The organism is Vibrio tubiashii ATCC 19109 (assembly GCF_000772105.1).
GTDB classification, from domain to species: domain Bacteria; phylum Pseudomonadota; class Gammaproteobacteria; order Enterobacterales; family Vibrionaceae; genus Vibrio; species Vibrio tubiashii.
Genome location: NZ_CP009354.1, coordinates 1,902,891 through 1,915,835 on the forward strand (window position 1 = coordinate 1,902,891; position 12,945 = coordinate 1,915,835).

Sequence of the window (12,945 nt, forward strand, 5' to 3'; positions counted from 1 at the left end):
GTTAAGCGTCCTTCCAGTTTGGGTTGATGAGCGACGTAAGATTATGATCTTCCCATTTTCCATTGATAAGTAAGTAATCTTTAGCAAAGCCGTCTTTGGTAAAACCGACGCGTTCAAGAACAGCTTCACTACGATGGTTGCGCGGCATATAACTGGCCATTACTCGATGAATATTCTGCACCTTAAACATGTAGTTCACAGCAAGCTTAAGAGCACGTGTCATCGCTCCCCTGCCTTGCGCATTCGCAGCCAACGAGTAGCCAACGTTACAAGCATGAAAGGGAAAACGGGAGATGTTGCTAAACGACACCGTCCCCAACATTTCATTGCTCTCTTTGTCGATGATCAACAGATAGTAACCAAGTCCCATTCTGTGTAGCTCATTGAGCTTAATCAGTTTCTGTGTCCAGCCTGATAACGTAAAAAAGCCCTCTTCACGCTTTGGTTCCCACTCTTTAAGGTGCTGTCGGTTAGCAATAAAATACTCAGAGATTAAGTAACCATCAGTTGGCTCCGCAGTGCGAAGTACAATGTCGTCATCCACTTCATAAACTGACGTGGGAGTGCTAATTCTTTCCATTTAGTTTCTTCTAATTCCATATTCACGCAGCTTATTCGCCACAGATGTGTGAGACACGTTAAGGCGCTTAGCTAACTTTCGACTTGATGGGAAAGATTGATAAAGACGTTCGAGTATCTGAGATTCGTACTCTTTCATGATTTCGTCTAACGAACCGTCTAAATTCAAAGTTGGTGCATTTGAAGGTGCACTTTCAAGTTGCGGTAAGTGGAACAAATCCGCGGTCAGGGTATCGGATTCAACTTCTGTTAACGCGCGCAGCACCATGTTCTCTAACTGACGCATGTTACCCGGCCACTGATAGCTCACCAACTGATCAACCAAAGTCTCATCAATGGAAGGTTTATTGATGCCAAGCTGCTTAACGTACTTCGCCACAAACAATTCCAGTAGCGGCGCTATGTCATTCGAACGCTCTCTTAACGGTGGAATTAACAAGGTCAGTACGTTTAGGCGGTAGAACAGGTCTTCACGGAACGAACCTGATTCGGCTAAATCCGCTAACTGATGACGTGTTGACGCAATGACGCGCACATCAACATGAATTTCATCTTCTTCACCCACACGGCGGAACGTGCCGTCTTGTAGTAGACGAAGTAACTTGATTTGCAGGTGCGGGCTCATCTCACCGATTTCATCGAGAAATACCGTTCCCCCATTCGCCTGTTCAAAGATCCCTTTGTGGCCTTGCTCATGGTTAAATGAGCCTGGCGCGTGACCAAACAACTCGGTTTCAGCAACACCATCTGGCATTGAAGCACAGCTCAATACTAGGAAAGGATTCGCAGCTCGATGGGAACGGTTGTGACACGCTCTAGCGAGCATCTCTTTGCCTGTCCCAGTTTCACCTTGAATTAGCAGAGGCTGATCAAGCATAGAAAGTTTCTTCGCTTGACTGATCAGTGCTTTGTGACGGTTAGAGACGCCAACAAAATGTTCAAACCCAAGGTTATTGTGTAGAGGAAGCGAGTCGTCAAACAGCGGTTTTTCTTGAGTAGAGCGAATAATCATTACCGCACTTGCTAGCACAGACTCATTGGTCTCATCCGAAATGTATACCGGCATGATTTCCATCGTGTAATCTAGCCCACTGATCACGATCTCTTCTCTTTGACGCGCGATATTGCCTTCAGCCCACTTTGCAAAATTGAAATTAGGCAATAAATTGGTGATGAGGTGACCAATCATTTCGCTTTCTTCGCAACCAAACAGCGACAGTGCTGCATGGTTTGCCATATCAACATTACCTTTTAGGTCAATGGCTAATACTGGCTCTGGAAGGTTATTAAGAAGAGAGATCAGTTCATTATTGTGACGTTCAATTGGCATGAACTGGATCTTGCGAACGTCTTTAACACCCGAAATACGGCGAATCTCTGCCATCAATTCACTAAAAGTATCGAAATCAATATCAGGGCAGTTTAAGTAGATAATCCCAGAGACATCAATTTCGATGCCTCGAAGATCAAGGTTTTTAGAAGCAAGAATATCGAGTAACTCACGAGTCAGACCAAGTCTGTCTTCACAGATAACTTCAAGACGCACGGATAAGTCCTTAAATAAGGTGTCACGAAAAGTTGACAGTAGTTTCCCTTAAGCCTAGATCCTCGTCAAGTAAACAGATATTACCTGCTTCACATTCGCACTATTTGATTGTTATTGCGGCGACTTTTTCTACAATCCTCTTGCGTATTGCCCCCAGTTTAACTTGTCTCTCTTTATGCCAAGGAGTTGGGCGAAGCAGTGCCATTGCCTTTAGACCTAACCTCGCAGTCAAAATACCTACACCTAACCCCTGCCCTGCACGAGCTGAAACCTTTCCAGCCAGATCCATAGACATCAGATCCATACTGGCATCAACCGCAAGTTCGCTCGCACCAGCGGCCGCCATATTGACCAATGTTGCTTTAAATAACTTCAGGCGCGACCAATAACCGAGTTCTACTCCGTACACCTCGGCTAAATTGTCGATCATTTTGAAATTTCGCCAAGCAACTAGCATCATGTCAGCCACTGCAAGTGGGCTAATGGCGACCAGAGCAGCGGATTCCGTTGCATGTTGAGAAACGATTTTTGTTGCGACTTTATCTTGCTCAGCAACAACCATAGCGTCATACATATCGAGGATTTCTGCGTCGCTGTGTGACGTATTGATACTGTTCACCCAACGGTCATAGCTCGGTGATTCTCGCTTAATACCAGACTGCTTTGCTACCGATTCACAAAAAGCTTTGCCTTGCCCTACACTGTCTGAATGGATGAGCGCTTCACTTTGTTCCTGAACACTGAAGTGATTACGGAGCCTGCGTAGTTTGAACAATTCTTTGCCAATCGCACCAACACCAAGTAATGAAACCGTCGCGATAAAACCTGACCAACCCAAGGCGAGCCAGTCTGCGGTTTGAACCGCCGTAACAACGTTGTCTACTGCTTGCCAACCGACCAAACCCGCAAATGTACCGACCAGAGTTGTCGCTAGCCATTTAGAACCTGATTTTGGTCTTATGACCTGCTCTAGCTCAGCTTCTGCAGCGGTATCTTCCTGCTCATTATCGATTTCAACAGGCATGAATTGCTCGGACTGCTGAAAGTGCATATGTGCCGTTAGATCCGGTTGTACGTCTTCTTGCTCGCTGTGCAAAGCATCATCGAAGACCTGCTTTTGTTTAAACTGCGCTTTATCACTGTTTGTCATTTCAGCTTATCTCCGATTAAGTATTCCAGTGCTTTATCCATACGAATATGCGGCAAAGGCTCATCCGGTGAAGATTGTTGGGGTCTAAAGGCAGTAAACTCGAAGCCTTTCTCATGCCAGTAGTCTTGAGCGGGCAGCTTTTTGGGTACTTCACCGGGAAACACTGTAAGTGCTTGCTCATCCATAGTGACCCCTTGAATCGCAGGGTAAGATTGGTCGCCCTTACTAATAAAGCCTGCTTGCGTTGCCTGTATCGATGCCATGGTCATGCAGTTCATTTCAATATTTTCGTACGACGCGGTTTGCCATGCCGGATGCACCATCTGCTGGAGCAAAGAAACCAAATTGGTGTGCTGCTCCGGCGTTACATGGTCAGCTTTAGTTGCGGCAAACAATATCTTATCGATTCGAGGAGCAAACAAGCGCTTCAAGATATTGCTTCGACCATAGCGGAAACTGTGCATGATCTGTTCTAGGGCATGACGCATATCGTGGAATGATTCATAGCCCGCATTAAGCGGTTGTAAACAGTCCACCAGCACGATTTGACGGTCAAAAGTCGAAAAGTGATGTTTGTAGAACGCCTTAACCACTTTCTGTTGGTACTCTTGATAGCGTGCTTTGAGCATGGCTAAGTTAGAGCCTTTCTCTGCTTTGCTTTGTTGTTCAAACTGACAAGGGAAAAACTGCAGCACCGGGGCACCTTCTAAATCTCCGGGCAAGACAAACCGGCCCGGCTGCACCCAGTGCAAACCTTGCTCTTTACAGTTATGAAGAAACTCGGTGTAAAGCACAGAGACTTCTGCAAGAAGGTTTTCATCTAACTCCGCAGTTAAATCAATTTGTTTAAGCCGTTCTAGCCAAGGCTGAGCCAGTTCTTTACGCTTACCTTTCAATGCCTCGAACTGACTTTGCGACCACTGATGAAAGTCCATATCAAGCAGAGGTAAATCAAGTAACCACTCACCCGGGTAATCGATAATATCGATGTGTAAAGTAGATGTGCTGCCGAACAACTTTTTGGTCTTTTTCTGCGGACGATATTTTACTGCCAGTCGGATCTCACTCACGTCGCGAGTTGGTTCCGGCCAAATCGGCGGATCTAAATGTACATGCTGCATTGCCTCATCATAGGCAAAACGCGGAACAAGCATATTGGTTTGCGGCTCACGCTTGGCGCCGACTAATCTCTTGTCTCGCGCTGCGGAAAATAACGGTAGATTTTCATGAGTTGAAGTATGGAGAAGCTGATTAACGAGCGAGCTAATAAATGCGGTTTTACCCGCTCTAGAAAGACCTGTCACGGCAATACGAACATGGGAGTCCATAGTACGGCTAAGTAAATCATTAACTTCTTGAGTAATTTGCTTCATTCACGTTCTCTTTGTTTCAATCACACTTTTAGCTTAGCGGCTCTAATCTTAATCCTAGATGAACAAAAAAGCCCCTGATAAAAATCAGAGGCTTAGTGTATCAGCGAAAACGATAAACGTTAGTCGTCTTCGATCAATTTGTAGATGACAAACAGAGCGATTTCTAACAGCACAAACAGAGCACAGCTAATGGTGACATACTTTTCATCGAAGATACTGATGCCATGGAGAATAAGGTCATATCCGACGAAAGCACCAATAACCACCGCGATGATGATCTGTAAGATTTGAATAAAGCGTGGCATTTTTACTCCTGACTTAGGGTTACAACTCTAAACTATATAGACAAAAGGTGCAGCATTCGCTCCACCTTTGTCAAATTTTCACTAATTAAATCAGTGATTTCTCACAAGCTAAACAGTGACAATTAAGCTTGGTCTTCCATTTCTTGGATTTTTACTTTCCAAGTGTCTGGACCAATCTGGTGAGCGTTTGCACCGTTTGAGTCAACCGCGACAGTCACAGGCATATCTTCTACTTCAAATTCGTAGATCGCCTCCATGCCTAGGTCTTCAAATGCAACCACGCGCGCTTTCTTAATCGCTTTAGCAACCAAGTAAGCCGCACCGCCTACCGCCATTAGGTACACCGCTTTATGCTTTTTAATCGACTCAACTGTTGCAGGCCCGCGCTCGGCTTTACCAATCATGCCCATGATGCCCGTCTCTTCTAACATCATATCGGTAAACTTATCCATACGCGTAGAAGTCGTAGGACCAGCAGGACCAACCGCTTCATCACCCACAGCATCAACTGGACCTACGTAGTAGATAAATTTGCCTTTGAAGTCGACGCCTTCAGGCAAGCCTTCACCACTTTGCAGCATGCCTTGAATGCGTTTATGTGCTGCATCACGACCTGTTAGGATTTTGCCTGAAAGTAAAACGGTTTCACCTGTTTTCCACTTTTCTACTTCTTCTTGAGTCACTTCATCTAAATTAACACGGCGAGTATTCGCACCGGCTTCCCAAGTGATATCCGGCCACTCTTCAAGCTTAGGTGGTTGAAGATCTGCAGGGCCAGTTCCATCAAGCGTGAAATGGACGTGACGCGTCGCGGCACAGTTTGGAATCAAGCACACTGGCTTAGAAGCGGCGTGAGTTGGTGCCGTTTTAATTTTAACATCAACAACGGTAGTCAAACCGCCCAGACCTTGAGCACCAATACCAAGCTTGTTAACTCGATTGAAAATATCGAGGCGAAGCTCTTCTTCTGCATTTTGTGGACCACGGTCAATCAGCTCTTGAATGTCGATGTGCTCCATCAGAGACTCTTTCGCCAGTACCGCCGCTTTTTCTGCTGTACCACCAATGCCGATACCAAGCATACCTGGAGGACACCAACCTGCGCCCATTGTAGGTAGTGTTTTCTCTACCCATTCAGCGATATCATCCGATGGGTTAAGCATCACCATCTTGGTCTTGTTTTCTGAGCCGCCGCCTTTCGCCGCAATTTGAATTTCAACCTTGTTGCCCGGCACCATATTGATGTGAACAACGGCAGGAGTGTTGTCTTTAGTGTTGATTCGCTTACCTGCTGGATCCATAAGAACCGAGGCACGTAGCGGGTTGTCTGGGTTGTTGTATGCTTGGCGCACACCTTCATCAACCATTTGCTGAACAGTCAGCTCCGTTGAGTCCCACTGAACACCCATGCCCACATTCACAAAGCAGGTCACAATACCAGTGTCCTGACAGATCGGGCGATGGCCTTCTGCAGACATACGAGAGTTAATTAGGATTTGAGCAATGGCATCTTTCGCCGCTTGACTCTCTTCACGGTTATAGGCTTTTTCTAGGGCTTGGACAAAGTCTAATGGATGGTAATAAGAAATGTACTGGAGTGCATCAGCAACACTGCTGATCACATCCTGCTGGCGAATTACGGTCATTGCATGCCTCGTTATATTTTTGCTTCCTTTTTATGGTCGAACACAAACGTTTGCTTGTTGATTTTATATTTGCAAAACACTGGTGTAGCGACCTTTGTGGTCATTATGATACTCTTGCTTTCCTCAACACGCCACGTAATCAACGATCTCTTTGTCACAAATTAAACAAATGAATAACATCAAGTCAAATCGCTTAGAAATCAAACCGATTCCTTATCAGCTAGACCTTGCAGCCCAACACTTTGCTAACATTCACCAGCGACCTTGGGCCATGTTATTGCGCTCTCCTTCCAGAACGCACGTTGATAGTCGATTTGATATCCTAGTGGCAGATCCAATAGCAACGATTACCACCCTTGGTGCCGAGAGCTATATCGTTACTGAAGGCGTAAAGGAAACCTCAAGCGACAACCCATTTGAACTGCTTAAGCGAGTGCAAGCTCAAGTTTTGCCTAACCTCGAATATTGTGGTGAACTACCTTTTATTGGCGGTGCTTTGGGCTATTTTTCGTATGACTTAGGTCGCCAAGTTGAGCGAATGCCATCTCTTGCCAAACAAGATCTCGTCACCCCTGACATGGCGATTGGTCTCTATGATTGGGCGTTGATTGTCGACCATAAAGAGAAATCCGCTTATGTCGTCGGCTCTGACACTGAAGAGAAATGGCAATGGCTGACCAGTCAGCAAGAGAATAAAGTTGAAGCGTTTGCACTGAGTGGTGGTTGGCAATCTAATATGACCAAAGAGTCATACAGCAGCAAGTTTGCTCAAGTTCAAGAATACCTGCGCTCTGGAGATTGTTACCAGATTAACTTGGCACAAAGATTCAGTGCGCCTTACCAAGGTTGTGAGTGGCAAGCTTATCAAAGGCTTGAAGGGGTAAACCAAGGTCCATTTTCTGCTTTCGTTAGAACGGAGCACGGCGCGATTCTAAGTGTCTCCCCTGAACGTTTCTTACAGGTGAAAGACAATGAAATTGAGACAAAGCCTATTAAAGGAACTCGCCCACGCTCTGCTGATCCACAAGCAGACCGAAATGCGGCTTATGAACTTGCTAACGCAGAAAAAGATCAAGCCGAAAATCTGATGATTGTTGACCTACTAAGAAACGATGTTGGCCGAGTGGCGAAACCTGGCAGCGTACACGTACCCAAACTTTTTGATATAGAGAGCTTTCCTGCGGTACACCATTTAGTCAGTACCATTTGTGCCAAGCTCGATGACCAATATTGCGCAGCGGACTTATTGAAAGCCTCATTCCCGGGTGGTTCTATCACAGGGGCACCTAAAATTCGCGCAATGGAAATTATTGAAGAGCTAGAGCCACACCGTCGAAGCGCTTACTGCGGCAGTATTGGCTATGTAAGCCGACATGGTCGTATGGACACCAGTATTACAATTCGTACGCTAGTCGCTGAAAATGGGAACATCCACGTATGGGCGGGAGGCGGTCTAGTCGCTGATAGCCAGTGTGAAGCGGAGTACCAAGAGACGCTTGATAAGTTGAGTAAGATCCTGCCGATCTTAGAGTAAACAATGGTAAGGGGCACAGGCTGACTGTCTGCAGCGTTTTCTGTAAGGAGAGAGTCGCATGGGCAGCCTTACCATAGACGTAGCAGTGAGAACCCCTTCAACACCAAAGCCTGAGAATTAACAGCCCATGCAACAATTTGAAATTCTGCTCTTAGCTTAACCAACTCTAATTTATAGTAAGCGCTACAAGCTCGGGCATTAAGAAATGTTATAACATAACAATAATAAAAGGAAGCATTTCTTGCTCGCTCTCTATGCCATCAAATTTATTTAAACAAGTGCCCGCAACTTTGGTGCAGGCTAGCTCCATTTTTCGAGCATCAGTTTTAGATCTTTGGCCGTATAGGGCTTAGTTAAAATATCATCCATACCGCACTGGATGCATTTCTCGCGTTCTTCAAGCGTGGTTCCCGCCGTTAACGCAATGATGGGTAATGTATACGCCTGCTCTCTTAAGTACGCGGTAGCCTCAAAGCCATCCATCTCGGGCATACGGCAATCCATAAAGACAAGGTCATAGCTAGCAGAATTAAACGCCTTGATCGCCTCAAGGCCATTATTTGCCATATCAGGAGTAATTGAGAGCTTCTTTAACATTTGATTGATGATGACTTGGTTCATACGAATATCATCAACCACAAGAATGGATAGCTCATCTAGCGGCTTAAATTGGGTTTTCTGTTCTGCTTTACCAGCGCTCACCGTCCACTCAGCGGTTTCTTTAAGCGGCAAAAGCACTTCAAACGTACTTCCTTTTCCGATTTCACTAGAGAGCGATATTTCGCCAGACATCAACTCGACAAGATTTTTGCAGATCGCGAGACCTAGCCCTGTCCCTTCAAAGTTTCGCTTCGCGGTTCTATCAGCCTGAACAAATGGTGTGAACAATTGCGCTTGCGACTCTTCACTGATCCCTATCCCAGTGTCAGAGATAGCGAAGATTAAGTTTTCGTTTTCCCACTTAACTTTGATTATCACCTTACCGTGCGAGGTAAACTTGATCGCATTGCCCGCCAAATTGATCAGAATCTGACTAATACGTTCAAAGTCACCAATCAGAGCCGTTGGAATCGTGTTTTGTTCAATGATCTCAAAGCCGACCCCTTTCTCTAGCGCTTTTGTTTCGAAGATACCTAACACCATTTCTCGCATTTCTGACCATAAGAATTGCGAGGGAATCAACTGCATCATCCCTGCACTCATTTTGCTAAAGTCGAGGATGTCATTGATGATATGGCGAAGCAGGTCGCCTGAATGCGAAAGGTTGCTTAGCAGGGTTTGTTGCTCTTCATCTAACTGAGTTCCGGCTAACAGTTCAGCGCTGCCTAATAAACCGTTGAGAGGCGTTCTGAGTTCGTGGTTGATCATGGCAACAAACTCTTTGGTCGAGCGTTCTGACTCTTCAGCCCTCGCTCTCGCTTCTTGGTTGCTTGTCACAATCAGTTGGCGACTGATCGCGCTGCATAATAACTCGGCAACCAGTAATAACTGATTAACCACAAACTCTCGGTCGATATCTTCACTAGTCAAGTCAACAGTCAGTTCACCGACAATTTTATGCTCTACTTCGATCGGTAGCTTCAATGAATTGCTGTGCCAGATCGCATAGGGTTTCACTAAGCTTAAATCTTTCTCTTCCGCCGAACCAAATACATTGCCGATAACCGAGTTCATCAGCTCGGGCTCAATGTACAAACCTACACCAGACAATGCCGAAGAAGCCGTGAGTCTTTCGAGTAAATTGGCAATCAAGCCATCATCAAGCGTTCGGCTTAAAAATGCCCTGCCGAAGTGGATCAACGCTTCACTGATATGCTGTTCGAATTCAAGCTTATGCAGATCACTATGGGTTTGCCTTTTTAGCTGCGTTAGCACCAACTTCAAATGCTGATTAGACTCGTACAGCTCTAAACTTTTTTGCTCCAATAACGCTTCGGCTTGTTTACGAGCAGCTATTTCTCTGGCTAGCTTTCTTTCTAAAGGGGTGTCCTTATCCATTTAGGCTATCCTACTACACTCACCTTGAACCGAACTTGACTGCCATCTTCCGCCAAGTTTTCCATCGTCGTTGCTATCTTCTCATCAAAAAACTCACCACAACCTTCGATTAAACCTAAACAGACATGAGACATACAACGGGCACTATGATAGTCAAAGACCATCTCGCTTTCCGCCTCAGAGATAAATATGAAGGAAGGAGGGTTGGCTTCGGGATAAAGTTTTTTAACTTCGATATGGATATAGTCTTCGACCAATTTAATAAATTGAAACGTCGACTTGCACTCTTGTAAGCTATTATTATCAGGTAAGGTGTTATAAAGGTTATTAAAAACTGACTGACCAAAAACTCGTTGAAGATCTTCTGGTGAGATACCCGTCCGAACGCTGAGCTGCATGATGAGCTTGACCAAGTTGCGATGGTCATAACTGCCCACAGAAGTGTAGACGCCATCATCACCCACAGCGGAAAGCAAGCTATCCAGTTCTTCTAAACCAAATTTTTGTTCAACCAAGTCCATAAACTCAGTAAAGATAATACCTTTCATTAATTACGCCATCCTTGCGCTAATGGGTGTAGTAGAAAGCATGAGCCATATTGAAGGCTTTTTCAAATATCAAAAGGAGCTAACGTGTTGTCTGAGCTAAATAAAAATCACTTGATCCAGCGATTTCAAATGCACCAAACCGTTGACTATCACCAAGAAGCTCTCAACCGTGTCTCACACCTCAATCAAACCCACTTACGTAAAGCCTCTGTGTTGGTTGGTTTTGTCGAACGCGAAAACGGCATTAATGTTCTTTTCACTCGCCGAGCCAAGCATCTGAAACATCACCCCGGTCAGGTCAGCTTTCCAGGTGGGAAATTCGAATCTAGTGATATCGACTTATCCCACACAGCGTTACGAGAGACTTATGAAGAAGTAGGAATAGAGCAAAGCCAAATTGAAATATTTGGTCAAATGCCAGAACTGGTAACAATAAGTCGATTTACAGTCACCCCCTTCTTGGGATTCATTTCTCCTAATTATCAAACACGCATTGACAAAAATGAAGTCGATGAAGTTTTTGAAGTGCCTGCTACTGTAGTTTTAGATAGAGAAAAATTACACAGTCAGCAATTTCGAGTTAACAATTTTTCACATCGAGTGTTTGGGCTTTCCTACAATTCTCATTTTATCTGGGGTATGACCGCGCAAATCATACAAGCGATGCAAAATCACATTATGAATCAGCATTAATAACTCTGGTAAATGAAACAAATCCATTCACATTAGTTAAATTGTTTATCAATAACGGAAACGTTTTCTGAGACATACATTAAACAAATTCATAACAACATTAGATTTACTAATGCATCGCATTAGCATAAATCACTAGTAGCACATCATTTTCGTGAGCAAAAACCTGTTTTTGACATATCATGTTATAACTTGAATCAATTCATGATTTAGATCTAGTTTTCGTGCAAGGTTTTTATGCAAAATTGCCCCCGACTTATTTCCTGTTCCCAAAAATGAGTATCACAAAATGAATACTACAACTACTGCGGCTTCGACCGCACAATCGTCTAGTAAGTTTACTTACAAAGACTTCACTTGGTGTCTATCACTTTTCGGTACCGCTGTAGGTGCTGGCGTACTTTTCCTTCCTATTAAAGCAGGTGCAGGTGGTTTTTGGCCATTAGTTATCCTTGCTCTAATCGCAGCACCAATGACTTGGTTCGCTCACAAATCTCTTGCTCGCTTCGTACTTTCTGCGAAAAACCCTGAAGCTGATATCACTGACACTGTTGAAGAACACTTTGGTAAGACTGGCGCAAACCTTATTACTTTTGCCTACTTCTTCGCTATCTACCCAATCGTTCTTATCTACGGTGTTGGTATCACAAACACGGTTGACTCTTTTTTAGTTAACCAAATGGGTATGGAATCAATTCCTCGTCCAATCCTGTCAGGCGCACTAATCGCTGCAATGACTGCGGGCGTAGTGTTTGGTAAAGAGCTAATGCTGAAAGCGACATCTGCACTGGTATACCCACTAGTGTTCATCCTACTTGCGCTTTCTTTCTACCTAATTCCAGATTGGAACAGCTCAATGGTAGAAGTGGCACCTGACTGGTCTTCTATGCCATCTGTTGTTTGGCTAGCAATTCCAATCATCGTATTCTCTTTCAACCACAGCCCTGTTATCTCTCAGTTCTCTAAAGAGCAACGTCGTGTTCACGGTGAAAATGCAGTTCAGAAAACTGACACTATCACTGGCGGCGCAGCGATGATGCTAATGGGTTTTGTAATGTTCTTCGTATTCTCAGTTGTTCTATCTCTGTCTCCAGAGCAACTAGCAATGGCGCAAGAGCAAAACATCTCAGTTCTTTCTTACCTAGCGAACGTTCACGAATCACCACTTATCTCTTACATGGGTCCACTAGTGGCATTCGCAGCGATCACATCTAGCTACTTCGGTCACTTCCTAGGTGCACACGAAGGTCTAGTAGGTCTAATCAAATCTCGCTCTGAAGCGCCAGTAAGCAAGATTGAAAAAGGTTCTCTACTGTTCATCGTTATCACTACTTGGATCGTGGCTATCGTTAACCCGAGCATCCTAGGTATGATTGAAACAATGGGTGCGCCAATGATTGCGGCAATCCTATTCCTAATGCCAGTATTCGCAATGCAGAAAGTGCCAGCTATGGCGAAGTACAAAACTTCTGCACCTGTACAGATTTTCACAGCAATCTGTGGTATTGCGGCAATTACTTCTGTAATCTACGGCGCTCTTTAATCCAAGGCTTTATAAAGTCTGATTAAACCA

11 protein-coding genes are annotated in these 12,945 nt (G+C 44.7%); 3 read left to right on the plus strand and 8 right to left on the minus strand.

Annotated elements, in window-relative coordinates; genetic code table 11:
* Position 1 precedes the first annotated feature (1 nt).
* The 6 genes from rimJ to IX91_RS08650 form a co-directional block, all read right to left on the minus strand.
* Positions 2–580 carry a ribosomal protein S5-alanine N-acetyltransferase gene (gene rimJ / locus IX91_RS08625; RefSeq protein WP_004746181.1) on the minus strand — a complete coding sequence of 193 codons (579 nt, stop codon included), beginning with the start codon at positions 578–580 and terminating at the stop codon, positions 2–4.
* Positions 581–2,125, minus strand: a complete 1,545-nt coding sequence (gene tyrR / locus IX91_RS08630; RefSeq protein WP_004746180.1) for a transcriptional regulator TyrR — start codon at positions 2,123–2,125, stop codon at positions 581–583. It abuts the gene before it with no gap.
* Between the two features lie 100 nt (positions 2,126–2,225).
* A complete protein-coding gene (locus IX91_RS08635) occupies positions 2,226–3,275 on the minus strand; it encodes a YcjF family protein (RefSeq protein ID WP_004746179.1) in 1,050 nt (349 codons plus the stop codon).
* The gene (locus IX91_RS08640) at positions 3,272–4,648 is read right to left on the minus strand and encodes a YcjX family GTP-binding protein (RefSeq protein ID WP_004746178.1); all 1,377 of its coding nucleotides are present in this window, start codon (positions 4,646–4,648) and stop codon (positions 3,272–3,274) included. The genes IX91_RS08635 and IX91_RS08640 overlap by 4 nt, the downstream gene beginning before the upstream one ends.
* Before the next feature lie 119 nt (positions 4,649–4,767).
* Positions 4,768–4,953, minus strand: a complete 186-nt coding sequence (locus IX91_RS08645; RefSeq protein ID WP_004746177.1) for a hypothetical protein — start codon at positions 4,951–4,953, stop codon at positions 4,768–4,770.
* Positions 4,954–5,075: 122 nt separating this feature from the next.
* Entirely contained in the window at positions 5,076–6,599 is a 1,524-nt protein-coding gene (locus IX91_RS08650) for a fumarate hydratase (protein WP_004746176.1), read from the minus strand.
* A gap of 169 nt (positions 6,600–6,768) precedes the next feature.
* Here IX91_RS08650 and pabB point away from each other — a divergent pair, with 169 nt between their 5' ends.
* The gene (gene pabB, locus IX91_RS08655; protein ID WP_004746175.1) at positions 6,769–8,133 is read left to right on the plus strand and encodes an aminodeoxychorismate synthase component 1; all 1,365 of its coding nucleotides are present in this window, start codon (positions 6,769–6,771) and stop codon (positions 8,131–8,133) included.
* A gap of 300 nt (positions 8,134–8,433) precedes the next feature.
* On the opposite strand, the gene IX91_RS08660 is transcribed toward pabB, so the two are convergent.
* On the minus strand, positions 8,434–10,131 hold the full coding sequence (locus IX91_RS08660) for an ATP-binding protein (protein ID WP_004746173.1): 1,698 nt from the start codon (positions 10,129–10,131) through the stop codon (positions 8,434–8,436).
* 5 nt (positions 10,132–10,136) lie between these two features.
* Positions 10,137–10,679 (minus strand): heme NO-binding domain-containing protein, encoded by a 543-nt coding sequence (locus IX91_RS08665; RefSeq protein ID WP_004746172.1) that lies wholly within the window; start codon positions 10,677–10,679, stop codon positions 10,137–10,139.
* A gap of 84 nt (positions 10,680–10,763) precedes the next feature.
* On the opposite strand from IX91_RS08665, the gene IX91_RS08670 reads away from it, so the two are divergent.
* Together IX91_RS08670 and IX91_RS08675 are read left to right on the plus strand one after the other, a co-directional pair.
* Positions 10,764–11,372 carry a CoA pyrophosphatase gene (locus IX91_RS08670; protein ID WP_004746171.1) on the plus strand — a complete coding sequence of 203 codons (609 nt, stop codon included), beginning with the start codon at positions 10,764–10,766 and terminating at the stop codon, positions 11,370–11,372.
* A 289-nt stretch (positions 11,373–11,661) separates the two neighbouring features.
* On the plus strand, positions 11,662–12,915 hold the full coding sequence (locus IX91_RS08675) for an aromatic amino acid transport family protein (protein WP_004746170.1): 1,254 nt from the start codon (positions 11,662–11,664) through the stop codon (positions 12,913–12,915).
* The last annotated feature ends 30 nt before the right edge of the window (positions 12,916–12,945 follow it).